Annotated in this window: 25 protein-coding genes; 6 read left to right on the forward strand and 19 right to left on the reverse strand. The window is 65.6% G+C overall.

What is annotated here, in order from left to right:
• Positions 1-136 precede the first annotated feature (136 nt).
• On the forward strand, positions 137-1,339 hold the full coding sequence (lptF, locus tag BXU08_RS07245) for an LPS export ABC transporter permease LptF (protein WP_171982453.1): 1,203 nt from the start codon (positions 137-139) through the stop codon (positions 1,337-1,339).
• Positions 1,336-2,433: an LPS export ABC transporter permease LptG gene (gene lptG / locus BXU08_RS07250; RefSeq protein WP_077509448.1), complete on the forward strand. Its 1,098-nt coding sequence runs from the start codon at positions 1,336-1,338 to the stop codon at positions 2,431-2,433. The genes lptF and lptG overlap by 4 nt, the downstream gene beginning before the upstream one ends.
• A gap of 225 nt (positions 2,434-2,658) precedes the next feature.
• On the opposite strand, the gene BXU08_RS07255 is transcribed toward lptG, so the two are convergent.
• Positions 2,659-3,750, reverse strand: a complete 1,092-nt coding sequence (locus BXU08_RS07255; protein WP_077512121.1) for a fatty acid desaturase — start codon at positions 3,748-3,750, stop codon at positions 2,659-2,661.
• 134 nt (positions 3,751-3,884) lie between these two features.
• On the opposite strand from BXU08_RS07255, the gene BXU08_RS07260 reads away from it, so the two are divergent.
• Positions 3,885-5,036 carry an N-acetyltransferase gene (locus tag BXU08_RS07260; protein ID WP_077509449.1) on the forward strand — a complete coding sequence of 384 codons (1,152 nt, stop codon included), beginning with the start codon at positions 3,885-3,887 and terminating at the stop codon, positions 5,034-5,036.
• A 46-nt stretch (positions 5,037-5,082) separates the two neighbouring features.
• Here BXU08_RS07260 and BXU08_RS07265 read toward each other — a convergent pair whose 3' ends face one another.
• The 11 genes from BXU08_RS07265 to BXU08_RS07310 form a co-directional block, all read right to left on the reverse strand.
• Positions 5,083-5,355, reverse strand: coding sequence for a hypothetical protein (locus BXU08_RS07265; protein ID WP_253190536.1), 273 nt, complete (start codon positions 5,353-5,355; stop codon positions 5,083-5,085).
• A 255-nt stretch (positions 5,356-5,610) separates the two neighbouring features.
• Complete coding sequence (xth, locus tag BXU08_RS07270; protein WP_077509450.1) at positions 5,611-6,381, reverse strand: exodeoxyribonuclease III; 771 nt, start codon at positions 6,379-6,381, stop codon at positions 5,611-5,613.
• Between the two features lie 5 nt (positions 6,382-6,386).
• Positions 6,387-6,728 carry an iron-sulfur cluster insertion protein ErpA gene (erpA, locus tag BXU08_RS20300; protein WP_077509451.1) on the reverse strand — a complete coding sequence of 114 codons (342 nt, stop codon included), beginning with the start codon at positions 6,726-6,728 and terminating at the stop codon, positions 6,387-6,389.
• A 253-nt stretch (positions 6,729-6,981) separates the two neighbouring features.
• The gene (locus BXU08_RS07280; RefSeq protein WP_077509452.1) at positions 6,982-7,173 is read right to left on the reverse strand and encodes a hypothetical protein; all 192 of its coding nucleotides are present in this window, start codon (positions 7,171-7,173) and stop codon (positions 6,982-6,984) included.
• A gap of 88 nt (positions 7,174-7,261) precedes the next feature.
• Positions 7,262-8,452, reverse strand: a complete 1,191-nt coding sequence (locus BXU08_RS07285) for a M23 family metallopeptidase (RefSeq protein ID WP_077509453.1) — start codon at positions 8,450-8,452, stop codon at positions 7,262-7,264.
• A 121-nt stretch (positions 8,453-8,573) separates the two neighbouring features.
• Entirely contained in the window at positions 8,574-9,371 is a 798-nt protein-coding gene (locus BXU08_RS07290; protein WP_253190537.1) for a ferritin-like domain-containing protein, read from the reverse strand.
• Positions 9,368-9,832, reverse strand: coding sequence for a peroxiredoxin (locus BXU08_RS07295; protein WP_077512125.1), 465 nt, complete (start codon positions 9,830-9,832; stop codon positions 9,368-9,370). Before BXU08_RS07295 ends, BXU08_RS07290 begins: the two co-directional genes overlap by 4 nt.
• Positions 9,829-12,558 (reverse strand): bifunctional [glutamine synthetase] adenylyltransferase/[glutamine synthetase]-adenylyl-L-tyrosine phosphorylase, encoded by a 2,730-nt coding sequence (locus BXU08_RS07300; RefSeq protein ID WP_376787772.1) that lies wholly within the window; start codon positions 12,556-12,558, stop codon positions 9,829-9,831. Before BXU08_RS07300 ends, BXU08_RS07295 begins: the two co-directional genes overlap by 4 nt.
• 300 nt (positions 12,559-12,858) lie before the next feature.
• The gene (locus BXU08_RS07305) at positions 12,859-13,512 is read right to left on the reverse strand and encodes a sigma-70 family RNA polymerase sigma factor (RefSeq protein WP_077509455.1); all 654 of its coding nucleotides are present in this window, start codon (positions 13,510-13,512) and stop codon (positions 12,859-12,861) included.
• Between the two features lie 97 nt (positions 13,513-13,609).
• The gene (locus tag BXU08_RS20005) at positions 13,610-13,747 is read right to left on the reverse strand and encodes a hypothetical protein (RefSeq protein ID WP_171982454.1); all 138 of its coding nucleotides are present in this window, start codon (positions 13,745-13,747) and stop codon (positions 13,610-13,612) included.
• Positions 13,748-13,809: 62 nt separating this feature from the next.
• Complete coding sequence (locus tag BXU08_RS07310) at positions 13,810-14,613, reverse strand: response regulator (RefSeq protein ID WP_077509456.1); 804 nt, start codon at positions 14,611-14,613, stop codon at positions 13,810-13,812.
• Positions 14,614-14,914: 301 nt separating this feature from the next.
• On the opposite strand from BXU08_RS07310, the gene BXU08_RS20305 reads away from it, so the two are divergent.
• The 3 genes from BXU08_RS20305 to BXU08_RS07320 all read left to right on the forward strand — a co-directional run bounded on the left by BXU08_RS20305 (position 14,915) and on the right by BXU08_RS07320 (position 17,235).
• A complete protein-coding gene (locus tag BXU08_RS20305; RefSeq protein WP_253190538.1) occupies positions 14,915-15,082 on the forward strand; it encodes a NepR family anti-sigma factor in 168 nt (55 codons plus the stop codon).
• Between the two features lie 9 nt (positions 15,083-15,091).
• Positions 15,092-16,660, forward strand: coding sequence for a sensor histidine kinase (locus BXU08_RS07315; protein ID WP_253190539.1), 1,569 nt, complete (start codon positions 15,092-15,094; stop codon positions 16,658-16,660).
• Positions 16,661-17,100: 440 nt separating this feature from the next.
• Positions 17,101-17,235, forward strand: a complete 135-nt coding sequence (locus BXU08_RS07320; RefSeq protein ID WP_077509457.1) for an entericidin A/B family lipoprotein — start codon at positions 17,101-17,103, stop codon at positions 17,233-17,235.
• Positions 17,236-17,300: 65 nt separating this feature from the next.
• Here the strand turns inward: BXU08_RS07320 and tatC are convergent, their stop codons facing one another.
• The 7 genes from tatC to BXU08_RS07355 all read right to left on the reverse strand — a co-directional run bounded on the left by tatC (position 17,301) and on the right by BXU08_RS07355 (position 21,992).
• Entirely contained in the window at positions 17,301-18,068 is a 768-nt protein-coding gene (gene tatC, locus BXU08_RS07325; RefSeq protein WP_077509458.1) for a twin-arginine translocase subunit TatC, read from the reverse strand.
• Entirely contained in the window at positions 18,065-18,499 is a 435-nt protein-coding gene (gene tatB, locus BXU08_RS07330; RefSeq protein WP_077509459.1) for a Sec-independent protein translocase protein TatB, read from the reverse strand. The genes tatC and tatB overlap by 4 nt, the downstream gene beginning before the upstream one ends.
• A gap of 61 nt (positions 18,500-18,560) precedes the next feature.
• Entirely contained in the window at positions 18,561-18,806 is a 246-nt protein-coding gene (locus tag BXU08_RS07335; protein WP_077509460.1) for a twin-arginine translocase TatA/TatE family subunit, read from the reverse strand.
• Between the two features lie 85 nt (positions 18,807-18,891).
• On the reverse strand, positions 18,892-19,470 hold the full coding sequence (scpB, locus tag BXU08_RS07340; RefSeq protein WP_077509461.1) for an SMC-Scp complex subunit ScpB: 579 nt from the start codon (positions 19,468-19,470) through the stop codon (positions 18,892-18,894).
• On the reverse strand, positions 19,467-20,195 hold the full coding sequence (locus tag BXU08_RS07345) for a ScpA family protein (RefSeq protein ID WP_077509462.1): 729 nt from the start codon (positions 20,193-20,195) through the stop codon (positions 19,467-19,469). The genes scpB and BXU08_RS07345 overlap by 4 nt, the downstream gene beginning before the upstream one ends.
• Before the next feature lie 22 nt (positions 20,196-20,217).
• The gene (gene nagZ, locus BXU08_RS07350) at positions 20,218-21,225 is read right to left on the reverse strand and encodes a beta-N-acetylhexosaminidase (RefSeq protein WP_077509463.1); all 1,008 of its coding nucleotides are present in this window, start codon (positions 21,223-21,225) and stop codon (positions 20,218-20,220) included.
• Positions 21,226-21,272: 47 nt separating this feature from the next.
• Entirely contained in the window at positions 21,273-21,992 is a 720-nt protein-coding gene (locus tag BXU08_RS07355) for an SPOR domain-containing protein (protein ID WP_077509464.1), read from the reverse strand.
• Position 21,993: the final 1 nt, after the last annotated feature.

Raw genomic sequence — 21,993 nt, forward strand, 5'->3', positions numbered from 1 at the left:
ACCGCCAATCCGTCACCCCATCTCGGGCGCTCCGTCGTTTGGGGGTGGCGCATGGCGGAACCACGGGTATAGGCTCTTGCTTTACTGAGCGGCGCGTCTCGCGTCGGCCACGACGGAGCAGGCACTCGCCACCTTCATGAATTCGATCGATCGCTACATGGCGCGGCTGATCGCGGTTCCGTTGATCTCGACGTTGTTGATCGCGGCGATGCTGCTTGTGCTCGACCGCATGCTGCGGCTGTTCGACTTCGTCGCGACCGAAGGCGGCCCGGTCAGCGTCGTCTGGCGGATGCTCGCCAATCTGCTTCCCGAATATCTGGGTCTCGGCATCCCGATCGGGCTGATGCTCGGCTGCCTGCTCGCCTTTCGCCGACTTGCCACCTCGTCCGAGCTCGACGTGCTTCGCGCCGTCGGGATCAGCTATACCCGGCTGCTCCGCGTGCCCTTCATGTACGCGATCGGGCTGGCGATCCTGAACTTCGTAATCGTCGGCTATGTCCAGCCACGCGCGCGCTACAATTACGAGCAGCTGCGCTTCGAGCTGCGCTCGGGCGCGCTCGGCGCGTCGATCAAGGTGGGCGAGTTCACCAATTTCGGCAGCCAGATGACGCTGCGGATCGAAAGCAGCGCCAACGAGGGCCGCGATCTCTCTGGCATCTTCGTGCGGATGACGACCAAGGACGGCCCGGTGGCGGTGACCGCCGAGAAGGGCCAGTTCCTGCGCGCCGACGATCCCAACACCATCATCTTCCGGCTGACCAAGGGCACATTGGTCCACACTGCCCAGGGTTCGGCGGTGCCGCGGGTGCTGACCTTCGACACGCACAATCTGCCGATCCCGCTCCCGAAGTATGAGCAGTTCCGCAAGCGCGGCGACAAGAGCCTCGAGCGTACGCTCCCCGAGCTTGCGGTGCTCGGCAAGGATCATGCGATCCCCGACGAGTTGCGCGCCACCAGCCGCGCAGCGTTCCACTTCCGCCTCGCCGAAGTCATATCGATGTTCCTGCTGCCGATGCTCGCCGCCGCGCTCGGCATCCCGCCCAAGCGATCGACATCGGCGCTCGGCGTGTTCCTGTCGATCGTGATGATCGTGACCTATCACAAGATCAACGAATATGGGCAGGCGATCGGCAGCCTTGGCCGGATCGATCCTATCCTGGCGCTGTGGGTGCCATTCGCGTTCTTCGCGGGCCTGGTGCTGTGGATGTACTATACGGTCGCCTATGTCCCAGGCGGCCAGCCGATCGGCGGGCTGGAGAAGATGTTCGCCAAGATCTGGACGGCGATCCGCAAGCGCCTGCCCGGCCGGCGCCGCAAGACCACCGAGATTCCGGCATGAATCTCGTCAACTTCTTCCCGTCGCGGACGATGTCGCTCTACATGGGCAAGATGTTCCTGGTGCGCACCTTCGCCATATTGGCGGGGCTGGTGCTCATCCTGCAGTCGCTGGACCTGCTGAGCGAATCGGGGAAGATCATGGCCTATGCCGGCAATGGCGATGCCGAGGTCTTGCGCTATGTCGGCCTGCGCACGCCCCAGATCATCGCGACCTTCCTGCCCTTCGCAGTGCTGCTCGGCACGATCCTGGCGCTGTCGCAGCTCAACCAGAACAGCGAAGTCATCGCAATGAAGGCGTCTGGCCTGTCGGCGCATCAGGTGCTGGCGCCGCTGCTGCTTACGGCGTTCGGCGTCGCGGCCCTGTCGTTCGCGTTCAACGACCGCATCGTTGCGCGCGCCACCTCGACGCTAGAGCAATGGAAGAAAGTCGATTACGGCCCTTTGCCCATCGATCGCGGCGACCGTTCCAACGTCTGGGTAAAGGACGGCGACAATCTGATCGTGGTCGACCAGATTCGCGGCAAGGGCGACGCGGCCCAGCTCTATAACGTCACGGTCTACGAGCGTACCGGCCAGTCGCTGCGTGGGATCATAACCGCCAAGCACGGCGCGCGCGATGGCCAGGGCTGGCGCATCGACGGCGTGCAGCGCTTCGACGTCGGCGCGGGCACAATCCTGCCGCTGCCGCCGCGCCGCATCGCCGATGGGGTGCGCCCCGACCAGTTCACGCTCAGCCACATCAATGCCGATGGGCTGTCGTTCGGGGCGCTCAGCGAAGTGATCGACGATCTCAAGCTCGCCGGTCGCCCGACCAAGGCGCTTGAAGGCTCGCTGTGGCACAAGCTGTCGGGGCCGCTCTCTTCGGTGCTGATGCCGCTGCTCGGCGCAGTCGCTGCCTTCGGCATCGCGCGATCGGGCAAATTGTTCGTCCGCGCGGTGATGGGCATGGCGCTCGGCTTCCTGTTCTTCGTCGCCGACAATTTCGCGCTGGCGATGGGCAATCTCGGCGCGTACCCGCCGTTCCTCGCGGCCTGGGCGCCGTTCCTGCTTTTCCTGATGATCGGCGAGGCCGTGCTGCTGCGAACCGAGGAGTAGGTCAGGCTGTTGCCAGTGGTTCCGACGATGCCAATCTTTTGGTTGGATTGGCCTGCTGTTTCTCGATGGTGAAAGCGGGGCCTGCGGGCTTCACTGAGACGCCTCGCCTGCGACACCGTCCCACCTTCCCTCCTCAACCCCTCCCGGCTAAGCACGCCCTCAAAATGAAAGGGCCAGCCCCGCGAAGGACCGGCCCGATATTGTTGCAATGGAGCGGATCGTTTTTTAGCGGCGCACGCCCATCGTGCTGCGCGCTAGCTGCGTCACCAGGCCAGGTAGCCCGGCATAGCTCGCCTTGTGATAGGGCGATTCCGGATCGACCAGCGCGGTCAGGCGCCGGTGCGCCTCGGCGAGGTTGTGATAGGGTACGCTCGGCAACAGATGGTGCAGCGCGTGGTAGCGCAAGCCTACCGGCGCCCATAGCGCAGGCAGCAGGCTCGGCGGGGGCACGTTGACGCTGTCGAGATACTGCGCGGTCACCGTCATCGCCTCGCCTTCATTCTCCCAGAGATGCGCGACCAGTGTGCGGATCTGGTTGATCACCGTCACTGCGCTGATCACGCCGAGGAAGATCAGGAACGCCTTGAGCGGGATCACGCCGGCGGCGGTCAGACCCATCAGCGCGATCGCCCAGACACTGGCGGCGACTTCCTGCGCCAGCCAGCGGGTGCGATCGGCGCCCTCGGCCGGGCGGCGGCGGAAGGACGGGTTGATCACCAGCCCCGAGAAGCGCTCTCGCACGATGGTGCGCAGCGGCGGCACCACCAGCGACAGCGGCGAAAGCACACCATAGCGCAGCAGCAACCCGATCGGCGCGAGTACCGAGATCAGCACGAACAGCGGCAGCGACCAGGGCTTCATCAGCGCCAGCGGGAGATATTCAGGATCCTCGGCCGTGCCGTAGCGGGTACGGTTGTGGTGGAGGTTGTGGACACCCTCGTACATGAACGACGGCACCATCAGCGGCACGCCGACCAGCGCGTTCCACGCGAGGCGGAAACCCGGCAGATTGCTGTGCTTGAGATGGCTGATCTCGTGGATGAAAAGCAGCGCGCGGTACAGCGCAAGCACGGCGACCAAACCGGCGACCAGCGCCCAGCCGAGCGACGGCGCGAGAATGGTCGCGGCGAGCGCGGCATAGCCGAGCGCGGCCGAGCCGAGCATGTCGGCCCAGAAGATCGCCTTGTTGGGCTTGTGCAGGTCACGCGCGATCTCGGCGGCGGCGCGCAGCATTGCCTTGTCGTCGGCGATGCGCTCCGCGACGCGCGCGGCCGGCGCGGCGGACTCGCGCAAATCCAGTGCGATAGAGCTGTTCATGGGTATGTCCATTGCCCTGAGATAGTGGCTAGATATGGGCAATAACAGGGGGATGCCGCGGCGCGGCAGGTTGTGCTTGACAAGCACGGCCCTCTAGCGGGACTTCGGCGCAACTCTCGCAAAGGCCCGTTTTCATGCCCGCACCCGCGATCCGCCCCGTCGTCAACAAGGCGGACATCAACGCTTTCGTCGAACTCGCGTATCAGCTGAACGGCGACGATCCGCACTGGGTCGCGCCACTACGCAGCGAAGTGAAGGCGACGATTTCTCCCGGCAAGAACGGCTGGTTCAGCCATGCCGAGGCGCAGCTTTTCCTCGCCGAGCGCAATGGCAAGCCGGTGGGGCGGATTTCGGCACATATCGATCGCCTTGCGCTGGAAATGCCGCCCGAGCAGGGCTTCGGACCCGGCACCGGTTTCTGGGGATTGTTTGAGGCCGCAGACGAAGCGACTGCTGTCGCCCTAATCGCGCAGGCCGAGCAATGGCTGCGCAACAAAGGGATGACTCGCGCGCTCGGTCCCGTCAGCCTGTCGATCTGGGAAGAGCCCGGGCTGCTGGTGAAGGGACAGGATCACGCGCCAACGGTGCTGATGGGGCATCATCCCGCGCGGTATCAGGGCTGGATCGAGGCGCTGGGCTATGCGCCCGCCAAGAAGCTGCTGACCTACGACCTCGACATAACCCAGCAATTCCCGCCGATCGTCCAGCGCATCATCGCCGCAGGCGAAAAGAATGCGCGGATCCGGGTGCGCAAGGTGGACAAGTCGCGCTTCGACGAGGAAGCCGCGATCATCCTAGGCATCCTCAACGATGCATGGTCGGACAATTGGGGCTTCGTGCCGCTGACCCAGCCTGAGATCGACGACGTCGGTAAGAAGCTCAAGCCGCTGGTGTTCGAGGATCTGATCATGATCTCAGAGCTCGATGGCGAGCCGGTGGCGTTCATGATCACCCTCCCCGACTTCAACGAGGCGCTCCAGCCCCTCAAGGGCAGCCTGTTCCCCTTCGGCTGGGCCAAGCTGCTGCTATGGCTGCGCAAGCCGAAGGTGCGGACGATGCGTGTGCCGCTGATGGGCGTGGTGAAACGGCTGCAGAGCTCGCGGATGGCGAGCCAGCTGGCCTTCATGATGATCGAATATATCCGCCGCGCCGCGGTCCCGATCTATGGGGCGAGCCGCGGCGAGATCGGCTGGGTGCTCGACGACAATCAGGGGATGATCGCCATCGCCGAAACCATCGAGAGCCGCATCAACCGCGAATATGTGATCTACCAGAAAGCGCTCTGAGAATCAGGCCCGCGGCGGGAGCGCTGCCGCCGCGGGCCCTTACTGCTTACTTGCGGACTTCGTTGACCGGATCGTGGCCGGTGCGCGCGATCCATTCGGCGCGGGTGCGGCAGATCTTCTGGCGGCGATGGCTACCGGTGGGCGTCTCGACGACGCAGTAGCGCTCGGACTTCTCGACCTTGGCTGGTGCGGCCGAGCCGGCGCCGGTGGTCGGATCCGCGGCATAAGCCGGTGCGGTGGCGCCCGCGACGAGAACGGCTGCAGCGATCATGGCGGCGGCAACGCTGGAGACGCGGCCGGTGGTGCGATTGAAAGTCATTTCCCTCTACTCCTTGTACTTGTGGACACCAGGCGCTCCCTCGTTCCGCCTGCCTCCCAAGCATTGCACCCACCGTGCCAAAATGAACTATCGTGCAGTCTCAAACACTTGGCATTGTGACACTCACAAGTCACCGCCATAACACGGCAATACACGCCAAGAATTGGCGTCCTGCCCCAAACGGTGTTCGGAAAGGGACAGTGGCGACTGTCCGGAAGCGGTCAGAGCCGAATTCGGCGTCCGGCCCCGCGCAGCTCAGCGCAGCGTTACCCAGGTCGGAGCATGATCGCTGGCGCGCTCGCGGCCGCGATAGTCCTTGTCGACGCCGGCACCAGCCAGCCGATCGGCTGCCTGCGGGCTCAGCAACAGGTGATCGATGCGGAAACCCGCGTCGCGCTGCCACGCGCCGGCCTGATAGTCCCAGAAGGTCCAGATTCCGCCGGCGGGGAAGCGCGTGCGCAGCGCATCGGTCCAGCCCTGGGCGAGCAAGCTGCGATAGCGTGCACGCGATTCGGGCTGCATCAGCGCGTCGCTCGCCATCGCGCGTACCGAGAACGTATCGTCGTCATTGGGGATGACGTTATAGTCGCCCGCCAGCACTACCGGCCGCTCCTCGGCAAGCAACGCCCGCGCACGGTCAGCCAACCGGTCCATCCATTTGAGCTTGTAGTCGAACTTGGGACCGGGCTGCGGGTTGCCGTTGGGCAGATAGATGGAGGCGACCACCAGATCGCCGATCTCGACTTCGATATAGCGGCTATGCGCATCTTCGGGATCGCCCGCGAGGCCGCGCTGGCGCTCGATCGGCTGGGCATCGCGCGCCAGCACGGCGACGCCGTTGAAGCCCTTCTGCCCATGCCACACCGCGCCATAGCCCGCGGCCTCGAAGTCCTTGACCGGCAGTGTCTCGTCAGCGCCCTTGAGCTCCTGAAGACACACCACGTCGGGCCTCTGCTCGTCCAGATATTCGAGCAGGCGCTCCATGCGCGCCTTGATCCCGTTGACGTTGTAGCTGACGATTTTCAAAGCAGTCAGACCGAAAAGCTGGTGCCGCAGCCGCAGCCCGACGCCGCGTTGGGATTGGTCACCGCGAAATGCGCGCCGCCGAGATTGTCGACGAAATCAACCTGCGCACCGCGGACGAGATCGAGACTGATCGAATCGACCACCAGCAGGACGCCGTCGGTCTCGGCGACAAGGTCGTCCTGCTCGGGCGCCTCGGCCATGCCGAACTTGTATTGGAAGCCCGAACAACCCCCACCCTCGACCGAAAGCCGCAGGATCGCCGGCTTGGACTGTTTCGCGGCAATCGCAGCGACGCGCGCCGCAGCGGCGGGCGTGAGTGCGATGTCAGGCTGGGTAATGGTTGCCATGTGGCCGAGATAGGGCGCAGCGCGACGAAGGGCAATGCAAGCGCGGGATTCAGGAATATTGCTGGCGGGCGTGGAGAACGGATAGAAACTCGATCGTGTCCCCGACGCTGTAGCGATGTGACCGGGCCGATATATATGAGGGTGCGCAGGCAGTTGCGACGCGATATGTGCAATCGCAGCAGACAGAGGCCCTGCCGGTGCGGGACTTCGCCGAGCGATATAATGCGTGATGGCGGAAAGCTGGGCGCGCGCCTCAGGACGCCAGCGTATCGGAGGCATTGCGATAGCTATCAATGATAGCGCGCATCTCGCGCATCACCTCATCATGGGTAATTGACGGCTCGCTAGAGTTCATCGCCTTCTTAACCTTGGCGCGGAACCAGGCGTCATACGCGTCGGCCTCCGGTCGTGACGAATTCCGACGCGATGGGGAAAGCTTGGCCATGGCAGCAGGATATACCTGTCGGCTCTCGCAGAAAAGAGGCGTGAGGGTGGGGGCCGCCTCACGGACGGCCCCTCTCCTCTCCTGCCTCTTACTTGGCGGGGCCGCCTACGCCGCCCGCCGCGCGATCCTGGGCAGAGGCGAGATACTCGCCGCTCTGCAGGAACGGGATCGGATTGACTGCCTTCCCGTCGACGCGAACTTCATAATGGAGATGGCTGCCGGTCGAGCGGCCGGTCGAGCCCATCAGGCCGATCATCTGGCCGCGGCGAACGCGGGTGTTGTCGGCCACCAGGATCTTGGAGAGATGGCCGTAGCGCGTCTCGATGCCGCGGCCATGGTTGATCTGGACGAGATTGCCGTAGCCGCCCTGGCGGCCGGCATGGCTGATCACGCCATCGGCAGTGGCATAGATCGGCGTGCCGATCGCACCGGGGATATCGACGCCAGCGTGCATCGCCGCGGTGCCGCGGAACGGATCCGAGCGGACGCCGAAGCTGGAGGTGAAGAGCAGCTTGTCGACCGGCTGCATCGACGGGATCGAAATCACCGTCTGCTCGAGCGCGTCGAGCTTCTTCCAGGTCAAGAACAGCGCGCGGAACTGGGCGTCGGCGCTCTCGGCCGAATCCGAACCAGCGGCAGTGTCGTTGGCGTCAAGCGGCTCGAACGGGCCGCCCATCGCGCCGCTGACGATGCGGACATAGCGCTCGGGCGCGAGGCCGAGGCGGCGGAACTGTACGGCAGTCTGCTGGTAGCGGGCCTCACCGGCAGCGCGGGCCTTGCCGGCCAGCGCGACCTGGCGCTGCTCGACTTCGCGCAAGGGAGCGAGCATCTCGGCAGCAACGCCGCTCGTCTTGCCGGCGACAGCGGGAAGCGCGTGATCGAGCGCACCAGGATCGGTCTTGCCCGAGAGCACCGCGGAGATCAGCGCCTGGCGCTGCTCGACCCGGGCGGCATGGAGCTTGGCGGCTTCCTTGGCGGCAGCGACTTCGGCCTGCATGCGGTTCACCTGCGCGCGCATCTGAGCGACCTGCGCCTCGGGCGAGCCGGGCACTGCGGTGACCCCACTGACGGCGATCGCGCCGGCCATCGCCTGCGACACGCCATAGCCGGAGAACAGCACGGTGATCGCGGCAGCGCCGGCGAACAGCGCCTGGGTGCGGCCGGCGACGCTGAAGCGGCGCAGATCGCGACCGTCATGGAAAATAAAATCGCGGGTGGTGAAAAACTTGCGGAACCGTTGGCTCAGGTTCGCATTATTCTTGTTCGAAGCGTCAGCCATGAGTCCCCGGCAAGTCAGGCAAGCACGCACCGATGCGACCCGGTGATCGGCTTCCAAAAATAACGATGTCCAAGCAGCAGCCCCTCCGCATTTTGGACGTTGTGGGGTTTGGCCTGAGAAATCAGGGCACTGCAATAGGCGCGTAGTAACCACGCGTCAGACCGGCTGAGTCGCGCGCCGAGTCGTTGAATGGAGGTTTAATCAGACCCCGATAATGGGTGCGGACGAGGTCGTGCCACGTCGTTTCGGGGTTAAAACCTTGTTCATCACACCGCGATTCGAACCAGCGCGTGCCGGCTCCGACATGGCGGATTTCGTCGTTGAAAATGCGTGTTAAAATGCGCGCGGTAGCGGTATCACCGACGGCTTCGAACCGCCCGATCGCGGCCGGCGTGACGTCTAGGCCGCGCGCCTCCAACACCATCGGAACCACTGCCAGCCGCGCCAGCGCATCGTGCGCGGTTGCAGCCGCGGCGTCCCACAATCCGTCATGCGCCGGCAGCGCGCCATAATGGCTGCCGAGCTGCTTGAGCCGCCGGTCGAGCAGCGCGAAATGCATCGCCTCGTCGGCACCGACCTGCATCCAGTCATCGGTGAAGCCGCGCGGAAACTGACCGCCGAACCGCCCGACGGCGTCGAATGCCAGATCGATCGCGGCGAATTCGATATGCGCCAGCGCATGGATCATCGCGATCCGGCCACGCTCGGAGCCGCCCTTGCGGCGCTTTGGCATGCGGTTCGGCGGCAGCAGCTCGGGATGTTCCGGCCGCGCCGGTCGATCAGGCATCGCCACATCGAAGCGATGGTCGAGCCGGCCCAGCCGCCAATCCCGCGCCGCCGCCCGCGCCGCCTTGATCTTCGCCAGCGGCGCGCGCGCATCCGATACGGCGCGCACTGCTTCGGCGACGCTGCGGGTCACGCGGCGAGCATCGCTTTCGCCGCCGCGAGCACTGCCTCGGCATGGCCGGGAACGCGCACCTTGCGCCATGCGCGGAACAGCGTGCCGTCGGCCGCAAACAGGAAGGTCGAACGATCGACGCCCATATAGCGGCGGCCGTAGAGCTGCTTCTCCACCCACACGCCGAACGCCTCCATGGCCACGCCCTCGGCATCGGTGGCGAGCGGCACGGTCAGGTCGTATTTGACCGCGAATTTCCCGTGTTTGGCAGCACTGTCCTTCGACACCCCGAGCAGTTCGACGCCGAGCGCGGCGAATTCGGGCAGCAGCGCCGAGAAGTCCTGCGCCTCGCGAGTGCAGCCGGCCGTGTCGTCCTTGGGATAGAAATAGAGGACCAACGGGCCCTGATGGTCTGCGAGCCGGAACGGCCCGTCGGCCCCTTCCAGCTCGACTGCGGGAAGTCTGTCGCCCTGATTGATCATCCTGGTCTCCGTCCGTCGCCGGCGCGGATCGCCGCCCAGCACGCGCCTACCTCCTGACGGGTCGCTTCGAGCGAGGCAACCACGCCGCCCCAGGATTCGAGCCCCACGGCGCGAGCGATCAGCGCCTGGCTCGCCTCGCCGGGCGGTTGCGCATCGGGCGCGACCAGCCGCAACGTCACCAGCAAGCGCGAGAGCAAGCCATAGGCGCTAGGCATCGCCGGCGAGAGCAGCCCCTGCGCCACCAGCATGTCGATCGCCTTGCCAAGCCGCGGATCGAACGCAGTGCGGTGCTGGAGCTGGAGGACATGGACCGCGAATTCGAGATCGACGAGCCCACCGGGCAGCAGCTTGGCGTCGAGCGGCCCCGCAGGCGGTTTGTGCGACGCCATCTCCTCACGCATCTTGGTCGCGTCGGCGAGGATGTCGCGCTCCGGCCGCGCGCCTTGCAGCACATCATCGACGATAGCCTGCACTGCCGCCCGCGCCGCGATCGAGCCGAATACCGGCCGCGCGCGGGTGAGCGCCATATGCTCCCAGGTCCAGGCGTCCTCGTGCTGGTAGCGCGCGAACGCATCGAGCGAGACCGAGAGCGGCCCCTGCGCGCCCGAGGGCCGCAGCCGGGTATCGACGTCGTAGAGGGGGCCCGCGGCGGTGGCGACCGACAGCGCGGCGGTCACCCGCTGCGCGAGGCGGTTATAATAGATCACCGCGCCCAGCGGCTTGGGGCCGTCGGACTCCGCCGCATAGTCGCCGGTGAACAGATAGACGAGGTCGAGATCGGAGGCATGGGTGAGCGCCTGCCCGCCCATCCGCCCGAGCGCGAGGATGACGAGCTCGCTGTCCTGCACCCGGCCATGCGCGCGCTCGAACTCCGCCACAGTCGCGGCGGCGAGGACCTCGATCGCGGCTTCGGCGATCCGCGCATAGCCGTGCGACACGTCGAGCGGATCGCTGGCCCCGGCGATAATCTGCGCGCCGAGCGCAAAACGCTTCTCGCCCACCAGCCGCCGGACATGCTCGAGCTGCCATTGATAGTCGGCGCCGCGCTCGCATGCGGCCATCTCGGCGATCAGCGCCGGAATCTCGGCAACGGGATCGAGCGCGCTGGCGTCGATCAGGCCGTCGAGCAGCTCGGCGCGGCGGCCCAATTGCTCGGCCAGCGTCGGCGCGTGGCACAGGATCGTGCTCATCAACTGGCGCAGCCCAGGCTGCGCTTCGAGCAGGCGGAAGAAGTTGATCGCGCTCGGCAGGCGCGACAGCATCGCATCGAAACGAGTGATCGCATGCGTGCTGTCGGGCGCCTGGGCGAAGGCATCGACCAGCCCGGGCAGTAGCGCCTCCAGCGCCTCGCGCGCTTGGGGGCTGCGCAACGCCGGATAGCCGCCGCCGCGCCAGCCCTCGACAATGCGCAGCGCGCCGGCGGCATTCGCGAACCCCGCCGCCGCCAGCCGCGCCTCCAGCGTTTCGGAATCGGAAGGCAGCCGCGGCTCTTCGTCGCCGGCGAGCGAGTCATAGCGCGTGCCGACGCGCTCGACATGCGGGCGCAGTTGCTCGATCAACGCGGCGCCGTTCGCCAGTCCGTGCAGCGCCGCGACATTGTCGAGTGCTTGCGGGTTCGACGGCAGCGTGTGGGTCTGTAGGTCATCGACCATCTGCAGCCGGTGCTCGATGGTGCGGAACTCGACATAGGCGGCGGTCAGCGCCGCGGCATCCCCAGCATCGATCCGCCCGTCGGCGGCGAGCGCTGCCAGCGCGTCGCGCGTCGCCGGCACGCGCAGTGCAGGATCGCGCCCGCCATGGATCAGCTGGTGTATCTGCGCGAAGAACTCGATCTCGCGGATGCCGCCGCGGCCGCGCTTGAGATCATAGCCGGGGCCGAACGCCTGGGCCTGGGCGTAATGATCGCGGATCCGGCGCGAAATGTCGCGGATCTCGCGGATCGTGCCGTAATCGACGGCGCGACGCCACACGAACGGCCGGATCGCCGAGAGGAAATATTCGCCCAGCCCGGCATCGCCGGCGCAGGCCCGTGCGCGGATGAATGCCGCGCGCTCCCAGGGCAGCGCCTGCGATTCATAGTATGAGATCGCCGCCTCTACCGGCAACGCAATCGGCGTGACTTCGGGCGAGGGCCGCAGCCGCAAGTCGACGCGCATGACATAGCCGTCAGCATCGCGCGACTGGAGCAATTCGATCACCCGCCGGCCGATCCGCACCGCCGCATCCTCGGGCGCTTCGCGTGGTCGGCAGGGCAGCGTCGCCGGATCGAAGATCAGGATCGGATCTATATCCGACGAGTAATTGAGCTCGCGGCTGCCCTGCTTGCCCAGCGCGATCGCTGCGAACCCGACCGGCTCGGCATCGGGCGTCCGCTCGCCGATCGCCGCGCGAATCGCCCGGTCCAGCGCATCGTCGGCAAAGTCGCTCAACAGGCCGGTGACCTTGGTCAGATCGAACCGGCCCGCGAGATCGCCCAGCGCGACGAGTAGCGCCAGCCGCCGCCGAGACAGCCGCAGCTTGCGCGATTCAGCGGTTTCGGCATCGAAACTACGCGCAGCCGCCAGCGGATCGTCTAGTGCCTGCTCCAGGTCGCCGAGCAGATGCGACTCGCGTTCCAGCAACATTGCGAGGAATGTAGAATGCCCGCGTGCGCGATCGACCGCATCCTGCAAGTCTCGGGAAATCACAGCGAAACCCCTTGTCGATACGCATCGCGAACAACACATTCAGCAATGTCAAGCAACAAATGTGTTTCTGAGGCGTTTTTGTATCGTGACCCGCTCTTCATCCTGCTCCGCCCCCGAGGCTCCTCTCCGCGCTTATCGCGTCGAGGGCCCTCGCGCCAGCGATGCCATTGGGCTGTCGCTACGCGATGCGTTTGACCGCCAAGCCGGCGTGCCCGACGATATGGCGGCACTGCTGCACCGCCTCAACCGCCACGAGATTTCGGTCCGGTATTGATCTGACCACGCGGAATTCGTCGCGCGAGCAAAGCGCGCTTCTGCGACATCGCAATTAGGGGAAGTTCAGCGGTCGCGGCTGAGGTCGTCGACTTCGCCCATGATCGTGTCGAGCGCGCTCTTGCCACCGGGATTGGGCAGGCTGTCGCGGCGCGACGGCAATTGCCCCTCGGTGAGCAACGATTCGAGCGCGACGCGGCCACGCGCAACGCGGCTCTTGATCGTGCCGACTGCCACATTGCAGATTTCGGCCGCCTCTTCATAGGCGAAGCCGCCCGCACCGACGAGGATCAGCGCCTCGCGCTGGGGCTGTGGCAAGTGCAGCAAGGCGCGCTGCATGTCGTTCAGTTCGACATGGCGATCCTGGCTGGCGGGCGCAGCCAGCAGCCGATCGGCGACCAGATCGTCCCACTCGCCCTTGAAGCGCGCGCGGCGCATCTGCGAGAGATAGAGATTGCGCAGGATGATAAAGGTCCAGGCGCGCATATTGGTGCCCGCCTGGAAGCGCTGACGCGCCGCCCAGGCCTTGAGCAACGTCTCTTGCACCAGATCATCGGCGAGATCGCGGCTTCCCGACAGCGAACGCCCGAAGGCGCGCAGATGCGGAATTACCGTCGCCAGTTGCTTCTTGAACTCCGGATCGGAGAGCGCGACGTGGACGTAAGGCGGCTCGGCTGCCGCGTCGTCGTCGCGATCGTCAGGCTGTTCGGACTCAGTCATTCGATCCCGTTCAATTACGCGTGCGGAAAGGCCGCGTGTATTGGAGATAGGCGCCGCGGGCGCGATTGCCAGCATTTTCAGAAACGGCCCAGAAAGGTCAGGACCAGAGAATGATAGCGAAGGCGATGATCACCAGCGCCAGGCCGAAGCCCAGCACATAGCGAGTCATGTGCGGCGTTGTACCGGCGCGGGCGCGATCGGTGGAGACATGGATGGTTTCGTCGTTCTCAGCCATACAGTCTCAACCCACGAAAACCGTTTTGGGTCCGTATCGTGTGGAACCCGCGCCGGATTTTTTCAGGCCGTAGCGGGCACGGTCGCCTGATCGAAGAACAGCGCCTGGCTGATCGTCGTCTTCACCGTCTCTCGCTGGAAGGGCTTGGTGATTAGGAAGGTCGGCTCGGGCCGCTCGCCGGTCAGCAGGCGCTCCGGGAACGCCGTGATGAAGATCACTGGCACGCTGAACTCGGCCAGAATGTCCTTGACCGCATCGATACCAGAACTGTCGTCGGCCAACTGGATGTCGGCGAGGACGAGGCCCGGACGGTCCTCCATCGCCAATGCCACCGCTTCGTCGCGCGTGACGGCGACGCCAGTGACTTCATGGCCGAGATCGCGGACGATCTGCTCGAGGTCCATCGCGATCAGCGGCTCGTCTTCGATGATCATCACGCGGGTACGCGTCTGACGCTCGATCTCAGCGACTGCATCGGCGACGAGCTGCGACACCTGCGCGGGATCCTCTTCGATAAGATAGCCGGCATCCTCGATGCTGAAGCCCTCGACCGTGGTCAGTAGCAGCGCCTGGCGCGACAGTGGCGTAAGGCGGGCGAGGCGCTTGCGGGCAATCATCTCGGCTTCGTTCGACGAATCCTCGATGATGTCCTCTTCCTCGAGATGGGTGGACTGCCAGATCGCCTGGAAGGTCCGATAGAGGCCGAGCCGCGGATCGACTTCGCGGGGAAACTGGTCCGGCGCGGCGACGATGGCTTCAAGTGCGGCCCGTACATAACGGTCGCCTTCGGCCTGGCTGCCGGTGAGTGCGCGCGCATAGCGGCGAAGCAAGGGAAGGTGCGGCGCGAGTTGCTGTCCAAGCGACATAAGGGAAATTTTCTCCATCGAGTGCGCGGGCCGCTTTTCGCGCCCCGACGCCTGCATTGCAATCGTTTCTGCTGTCCGAAGGAGCCCCTCCCCGGATTTCGCATCGCCTGTGGAACAATCGACGCGCTATTTGGTTTCATCGCCCAAGCCATGTGGTGTTTTGCGCGCCACAAGGGCGCTCGCGCACTCGATAAACGGGATGCTTGCGCTCTGGCGTCATGACGTTAATCGGGCACCTGAGTGCTCATGCGTATTCAACAGTCCGGGTCCCGGACATCTCGGGTCCTTACGGGGGAAATTGGTGCGTTCGGCAAAGGATGAAAAAAAGGGGTCGCCCAAGTCAAAGGGCGGGACGGAGAGCAGCAAGCCCAGCCGCAACCTGGGCGATGCGCTGCGCCAAGCCTATGACGAGGCCGTTCGCGAGACCGTGCCCGACGATCTTCTCGACCTTCTGAAGAAGCTCGACTAGCCAAGCATCATGGACAGTACGGATCTGGAGCCGCGTGCCAAGGGTGTCGCGGCGGCGCTGACGCGTATGCCGACAGGCGCGAAGCTGTTCCTGATCCTCGTGGGCGCGCTGCTTCCACTGGCGCTGATCGCCCTGTTCATCACGATCCAGACCACCCGCACCGCTGACACCGAGGCACGCGCGCGGCTCAGCGCGATCACCGACGAGAGTTCGGGCGTGGTCGAGAACGCTCTCACCAACGAAGCGAGCGAGCTGCGCGGCACGCTCGGTGCGCTGGAGCGCGATCCGCACGACGCCGACAGCTGCACCCGCCTCGCCGGCGGATTCGCGACGCAGGGTGGTGTGCGCTTCGCTATCGTCGATTCCCGCGGCCGCGTATTGTGCGGCCAGCGCTTTACGCTGCCGGTGACGGGCGCGCTTCGCCCGGCGGAAGTACGCGTGTCGATTCTCACCGACGGCCTTGCCATACGCGTCGGCGGCAATGGCGGCATGACTGCGACTGCATGGTATCCTGTCTCGGCCTTGTCGGCGCTTGCCCGACCGAGCGGCTTCGTCCCCGACTACGGCGCCGCGCTGGTCCGCAACGACCAGCGGCTGGTGTTGCGCCAGATCGGCACTGCCGGTCCTCTCGGCCGCCGCGAGACCGCGCGCAGCGATCTCGCGCTCGACCGGCTCGGGCTGGAAATGTCGATGCCGGGAGCGCCGATCACTTCGCCGCTGATCCTCACCACCGTGCTGCTCGTGCTGATGTGGATCGTCGCCGCGGCGATCAGCTGGTTCGTCGTCGACATCCTGCTGATCCGCCCGCTGCGCCGGCTGCGCACCAGCGTCGGCAAGTACCAGCCGGGCGAAGTGCTCGACATGAAGCGCTTCGGCGCGATCCCGGCGCAGGAAATCCGCGAGCTGGGCGAGACCTTCCAGCAGATCACCCGCACGGTGCAGGCGCACGAATCGGACCTGGCCGAGGGGCTGGTGCGCCAGACCAAGCTCACCCGCGAAGTCCATCACCGGGTGAAGAACAACCTGCAGGTCATTTCCAGCCTGATCAACTTCCACGCGCGCGGCGCCAAGAGCGCCGAGGCGACCGAGGCCTATTCTTCGATCCAGCGCCGAGTCGATGCGCTCGCGGTGGTCCATCGCCACCACTATGCCGAGCTGGAGGAGAATCGCGGGCTCGATCTGCGCTCGATCATCGGCGAGCTTGCCGCCAATATCCGCGCCACCGCGCCCGAGCGCGCCGCCGGGCTGGGCATCACGCTCGAGATCGAGCCGCTGCTGGTCAACCAGGATGTTGCGATCGCCGTCGCCTTCCTGATCACCGAGATCGTCGAGCTCGCCGTCAACGGCAATCCTTCTGCACAGGTGCGCATCTCGATCAAGGGTGGCGACGAGCCCGACCGTGCGATCCTGCGCGTCAATTCGCCTTCGCTGGTGGAGAGCGCCGAAATGGAAGCGCTGCTCGAGAATCGCTACGGCCGCATCATCGCCGGGCTCGCCCGGCAGCTGCGTACCCGGCTTCACCACGACCCGCTGGTCGGCGCCTATGAAGCCTCGATCGCGATCACCGGACGCCCCTAGCTGGATTTACAAGCTCCTCCCCATTCCGCAGGGAGTGCAGGCAGGCCTGAGGTGCTTTGGTCGCAAGCTACGCGCCCTCCACCACCCGCTACGCGGGCTTCGGAATCGTGACAGTCCTCTGCCCCAGGGAAAGGGCTTTTGTGGCCCCACCGGCTAATTTACCCTCTTCAAAATAATTTCAAAAAAAATGTGCCGAGGCGGGAACCCTGTTCCGAAATGCTCGTTTTGATATTCGGATAGTGACCTTTTGCCCCCCCGCTCTCGCTATCCAAGACATGGGCCCGGAAGCATCAACCCTCCCCCCCCCGGTGATGCTTCCGGGCCTAACACTTTCTCCCGACATCGAAAGATCCGATCCCGCCTCCGGCAGCTTCATGCCCGCCGCGGAACGATTTCGGCTGTCCGGGCATTTCTTCCTCGTCCCAAGCTGGAGAGTTTCAATGCGCAAGATTTTCACCTGTGCCGCGCTCGCGAGCGCGATCCTGGTCTCGGCCTGCAACACCGTTGAAGGCGTTGGCCGTGACGTTTCGTCGGCTGGCGACACTGTCGCGAAGACTGCAGACGACGCGAAGTAATCGCCGACCGAATTTCGGTCGATTGTCTGCGAAGCCCCTCCCCGTCCCGGGAGGGGTTTTTCGTATCAGGAAGCGACTTCGCTTTCGTTTTCGGCGCGCTGGCGCCGCTTCCGGGTGAACCAGATTGCGACCAGCGCCAGGAAATACAGCGCACATAGCGGCACTGCCAGCAGCAGCTGCGATCCCACGTCGGGCGGCGTCAGCACTGCCGACAGGGCGAACGCCCCGACCACGGCATAGCGCCATGCACCGCGCAGCTGCTCGAAGGTCACGATCCCGGCATGTTCGAGCAGCATCAGTAGCACTGGCAACAGGAACGAGATCCCGAAGCCGAAGATGAACTGCATCACGAACTTCAGATACTCGTTCACTTCGGGCATCGCCGTCTGCTGCACGCCGGCAAGCTCGCCCTGGAAGCCGAGCAGGAATTTGAGCGCCACGGGAATCGCGATGAAATATGCCATCGAGGCGCCGGCGATGAACAGCACCGGCGTCGCGAGCAGGAATGGCAACAGCGCGCGCTTTTCCTTGCGGTAGAGCCCCGGCGCGACGAACTGCCACAGCTGGTTGGCGATCACCGGGAATGCGAGCATCAGCGCCGCGAAGAACGCGACCTTCAGCTCGACGATGAACCCGCCGGTCACTGCGGTGTTGATTATCGTCACCTGCCCCGCCGCCTTGAGCGGTGCGACGAGGACGGCGAGGATCGGCCGCGCGAAATACAGGCATCCCGCAAACGCCACTACCAGCGCGGCGAGCGACCAGAGAAGACGGCGCCTGAGCTCGATCAGGTGGTCGAGCAGCGGCGCTTGGGTGTCGTCGATTTCGTTCACGATTGCGGCTCGTCCGGGGCTGAGGCCTTGGGCTTGCGGGTCCGCTTGGGCTTCGCCGCGGCGTCGGGCTCGGCCGCGTCCTGCGCCGGGAACAGTGCGGGCTGCTCGACCATCACCGGATCGGCATCAATATCGGCAGCGATTGCCGGATCATGCGCGAAGGAATCGGGCTGCGGCGCGGGAAGCGCGGCGGTGGGCGGATGCTCGCGCATGATGCGCTCGTTCTCCGCGGCCCATTGCTTCTCCATCTCGGCAAGCTCGGATTCGCGGATCATCGTGTCGAAGCCCGAGCGGAATTGTCGCGCCACGCCACGCGCCTTGCCGACCCATTTGCCGACAAAGCGCATCGCCTTGGGAAGATCCTTGGGTCCGATCACCAGCAGCGCCACCACGGCCACAAGCAGCAACTCGGTCGGCGCTACGTCTAACATTCGGCACTGCCTCGGGCGCGCCTCACCAGGAGGCGCGGAACAACGGTGGATGAATCGGAGCTCAGCGCTCTTCGCGGGTACGCTCGGCTTCGGTCTGGAAGCTCGCGTCGGGCGTCGGCGCGGGCTTGCCCTCAATGCGCGTCGGCTTGGCGGGCGTCTCCGCCTCGTCGTCCTCGGCCATGCCCTTCTTGAACTGCTTGATGCCCTTGGCGACGTCGCCCATCATGTTGGAGAAACGGCTGCCGCCGAACAACAAAATGACCAGGACACCGACGATCAGCCAGTGCATCAGGCTCATGCTACCCATGGGAACTCTCCTCGTATCGGGGTCTATCTAGGCGCGGCGCGCGCCCGGGGCAACGGCTTGCACCGTACCCTGATGGATTGTGGCCCTATTCGTCTTCCATGACAGTTTCGCTCGCCTCCGCCTCGAAAGCTAGATCGACCGGATCGAGCAGCCCGGCAGCCTTGAGATCGTCGATCCCCGGCAGGTCGCGCCGGCTAGCGAGGCCGAACTGGCTGAGGAACCCTGAGGTAGTCGCGTAGGTGAGCGGACGGCCCGGCACTTCGCGCCGCCCGGCGGGGCGCACCCAGCCTGCTTCCATCAGCACGTCGATCGTTCCCTTGGAAATCTGGACGCCGCGGATCGCCTCGATCTCGGCGCGCGTCACCGGCTCGTGATAGGCGATGATCGCCAGCGTCTCGATACCCGCGCGGCTGAGCTTGCGCGATTCCTCGCGGTCGCGGCGAAGCAGGTGCGCGAGATCGGCAGCAGTCTGGAAATGCCAGCGCTCGCCGCGGCGGACCAGCTCGATGCCGCGACCTGCATAAAGGGTCTCCAGGGCCGCGAGGGCCCCGCGGACATCGGCCTGCGCGCCGACATGCGCCTTGATCTCCTCGACGCTCATCGGCTGTTCGGAGGCGAACAGCACTGCCTCCACGGCGCGGCCGAGATCGTCCTGGCGAATCACGCGCTCGCCTTGAGATACAGCGGCGCGAATGCCGAATGCTGGCGGAGCTCCAGCCGCCCTTGCCGCGCCAGTTCGAGCGCCGCGACGAACGAAGAGGCCAGCGCCGACTTGCGATAGGTGCCGGTGGCGCCGTCGGGAAGGAAAGTCTGAAGCGTGCTCCAGTCGATCCGCGCGCCGATCAGCGCCGAGACGCGGTCGATCGCCTCCTCCAGCGTCATCACGTCGCGCTGCGCGACGACGTGCATCACCGGGCGGGTACGCGCGCTTATTCGCCCATAGGCGGCGATAAGGTCGTAGATTTCGGCCGAGTAGCGGGCCTGCCGGACAACGCGCAGACCCTCGGGCACGCCGCGCAGGAACACGTCGCGCCCCAGCCGATCGCGCGCCACCAGCCGCGCGCCCGCCTCACGCATCGCATTGAGCCGTTCGAGCCGCAGCTGCAGCCTGAGCGCGAGTTCCTCGGGGCTCGGCGTCTCCTCGGGATTGCGCGGCAGCAGCAGCGCCGATTTGAGATAGGCCAGCCACGCCGCCATCACCAGATAATCGGCCGCCAGCTCCAGCCGGAGTTCACGGGCCTGGTTGATGAAGGTCAGATACTGCTCGACCAGATCGAGGATCGAGAGCTGCCGCAGATCGACTTTCTGGTTCCGCGCGAGCGCGAGCAACAGGTCGAGCGGCCCTTCCCATCCCTCGATATCGATCTGGAGTGTCGCATCCTCGCTCATCGTGGCGAGTTAAGCAGAGCCCTCAGACGAGCGCCAGCAGTTCGTCCCGCTTGGCGATCAGCCCTTCATAATCGGCAGTTTGGCTACCCTGCGCGATCGTTGCCATCGCCCGCTCCAGTCGCGCGACACATTCCGGCGTAGCCTCACCGATCAATTCGGCGATCTCGACCATCTCGTCCATCCGCGCCCAGCAATCGAGCACCACGTCGCATCCCGCCGCGAGCGCCTGCGATGCCTTCTGCCCCGCGGTGCCCGACAGCGCCTTCATGTCGATATCGTCGGTCATCAGCAGCCCGTCGAATCCGATCCGGCCACGAATCACGTCGCGAATAACCACTGGCGACAGCGTCGCCGGACGCTCGGCATCCCATGCCTCGAACACGACGTGGCACGTCATCCCCATCGGCGCGTCGTTGAGGCGCGTGAACGGCTCCAGGTCGATCTCCAGCGCCGCATCGTCCGCCTTGATGTGCGGCAAGTCATAATGGCTGTCGACCAGCGCGCGGCCATGGCCGGGCATGTGCTTGACCACACCGACCACGCCGCCGCGGCGCATGCCTTCGAGCATTGCCTGCCCCAGCGCCGCGACACGCATCGGATCGCCGCCGAACGCACGGTCGCCGATCGCCGGCGTCACTTCGGGCTGGCGTACGTCGAGCAACGGCGCGCAATTCACCGTCACGCCCACCTCGGCGAGCATCATCGCCAGCGCCTGGGCACTCGCCCGCGTCGCCTCGATCGCCGAGATCGGCGCGATTTCGTAGAGTGCATCGAACGCCGCGCCCGCCGGAAAAGCTGGCCAGACCGGGGGCAGCATCCGCGCAACGCGTCCGCCTTCCTGATCGATCAGGATCGGCACGTCGGCGCGCCCGGAAAGATCGCGCAGACTGTCGGTCAGCGCCCTCATCTGCGCAACATCGCCGCAATTGCGCTTGAACAGGATATAGCCGAGCGGATCGGCATCCTTGAAGAAGGCGCGCTCGTCGGAGATCAGTTCGTGGCCGGAGACGCCGAAGATGACGGGTTTCATCCCACCGCTTTAGCCCAGCCACCGTCCGGGCGGAAAGGCCCCCGACCTCAATTCGCGATGAAGCAGTTCTCGCCCGCGACCTTCAGCCGTCCGCAAAGCTCGCGTGCCTGCGGATTGCTGCCGGCATTGACGCGCAGCCGCCACACGGCGCGGCCGTTCACCTCGCCGCGCTCGACCGATTTGCCGAGCGAAGCGAGATAGGAGAAGCGCTTGGAAAGGCGCGCCCAGGCGGTATTGGCCCCGGCTTCGTTCGGGAACGCGCCCAGCTGGATCAGCGAACCCGAGCCCGGACGCGCCGGCGCAGGCTTCGGGCCGGCAACGGGTGCGTTCGATCCGACGATTGTGGGCCCTGGAATCGCGAGTTTGGCGTTCTTGGTGCCCGGCACCTTGCTGCCTGGCTCGGCCGCGCGGGTGCCCTGCACCGGGGCCTCGGCGATCGCGCCGACATTGATGCTCGAATTGCTCGCCGAGCCCTGGCTGGTCGCGAACACGGTATCACCCTCGCCTTCGACTTTCATGCCGCCCGGCTCGTCGGGCTTGACCTTATAGTCGCCGGCGGGCGCCTTGATCAGTTCGCCATTGCCGCTGACCGGATTGGCCTGGCGCTGATACCAGAACCAGCCGAGCGCGGCGGTGCCGACCACCGCGAGCGCCAGCACCGCGAGCAGCATGAAGCGCGCGACCGAATGGTCCTGCGGATAGTCCTCCTCGACTGTCTCCAGCCAGGGCAGGCGATCCTGCTCATCATAGCCCTGGCCCAAGTTCATC

It is taken from the genome of Sphingomonas sp. LM7 (assembly GCF_002002925.1).
GTDB lineage: Bacteria > Pseudomonadota > Alphaproteobacteria > Sphingomonadales > Sphingomonadaceae > Sphingomonas.

Coding starts and splice junctions, on each gene's coding strand:
- BXU08_RS07280 (WP_077509452.1), bottom strand. CDS start 7,173: ATGGCCAAGCTTTCCCCATCGCGTCGGAATTCGTCACGACCGGAGGCC.
- tatB (WP_077509459.1), bottom strand. CDS start 18,499: ATGTTAGACGTAGCGCCGACCGAGTTGCTGCTTGTGGCCGTGGTGGCG.
- BXU08_RS07285 (WP_077509453.1), bottom strand. CDS start 8,452: ATGGCTGACGCTTCGAACAAGAATAATGCGAACCTGAGCCAACGGTTC.
- BXU08_RS07260 (WP_077509449.1), top strand. CDS start 3,885: ATGCCCGCACCCGCGATCCGCCCCGTCGTCAACAAGGCGGACATCAAC.
- BXU08_RS07295 (WP_077512125.1), bottom strand. CDS start 9,832: ATGATCAATCAGGGCGACAGACTTCCCGCAGTCGAGCTGGAAGGGGCC.
- BXU08_RS07265 (WP_253190536.1), bottom strand. CDS start 5,355: ATGACTTTCAATCGCACCACCGGCCGCGTCTCCAGCGTTGCCGCCGCC.
- BXU08_RS07310 (WP_077509456.1), bottom strand. CDS start 14,613: ATGTCGCTTGGACAGCAACTCGCGCCGCACCTTCCCTTGCTTCGCCGC.
- BXU08_RS07315 (WP_253190539.1), top strand. CDS start 15,092: ATGGACAGTACGGATCTGGAGCCGCGTGCCAAGGGTGTCGCGGCGGCG.
- BXU08_RS07300 (WP_376787772.1), bottom strand. CDS start 12,558: ATGTGTTGTTCGCGATGCGTATCGACAAGGGGTTTCGCTGTGATTTCC.
- erpA (WP_077509451.1), bottom strand. CDS start 6,728: ATGGCAACCATTACCCAGCCTGACATCGCACTCACGCCCGCCGCTGCG.
- lptG (WP_077509448.1), top strand. CDS start 1,336: ATGAATCTCGTCAACTTCTTCCCGTCGCGGACGATGTCGCTCTACATG.
- BXU08_RS07335 (WP_077509460.1), bottom strand. CDS start 18,806: ATGGGTAGCATGAGCCTGATGCACTGGCTGATCGTCGGTGTCCTGGTC.
- lptF (WP_171982453.1), top strand. CDS start 137: ATGAATTCGATCGATCGCTACATGGCGCGGCTGATCGCGGTTCCGTTG.
- BXU08_RS20005 (WP_171982454.1), bottom strand. CDS start 13,747: ATGGCTGAGAACGACGAAACCATCCATGTCTCCACCGATCGCGCCCGC.
- BXU08_RS07355 (WP_077509464.1), bottom strand. CDS start 21,992: ATGAACTTGGGCCAGGGCTATGATGAGCAGGATCGCCTGCCCTGGCTG.
- BXU08_RS07305 (WP_077509455.1), bottom strand. CDS start 13,512: ATGACTGAGTCCGAACAGCCTGACGATCGCGACGACGACGCGGCAGCC.
- BXU08_RS07320 (WP_077509457.1), top strand. CDS start 17,101: ATGCGCAAGATTTTCACCTGTGCCGCGCTCGCGAGCGCGATCCTGGTC.
- BXU08_RS07345 (WP_077509462.1), bottom strand. CDS start 20,195: ATGAGCGAGGATGCGACACTCCAGATCGATATCGAGGGATGGGAAGGG.
- BXU08_RS07255 (WP_077512121.1), bottom strand. CDS start 3,750: ATGAACAGCTCTATCGCACTGGATTTGCGCGAGTCCGCCGCGCCGGCC.
- nagZ (WP_077509463.1), bottom strand. CDS start 21,225: ATGAAACCCGTCATCTTCGGCGTCTCCGGCCACGAACTGATCTCCGAC.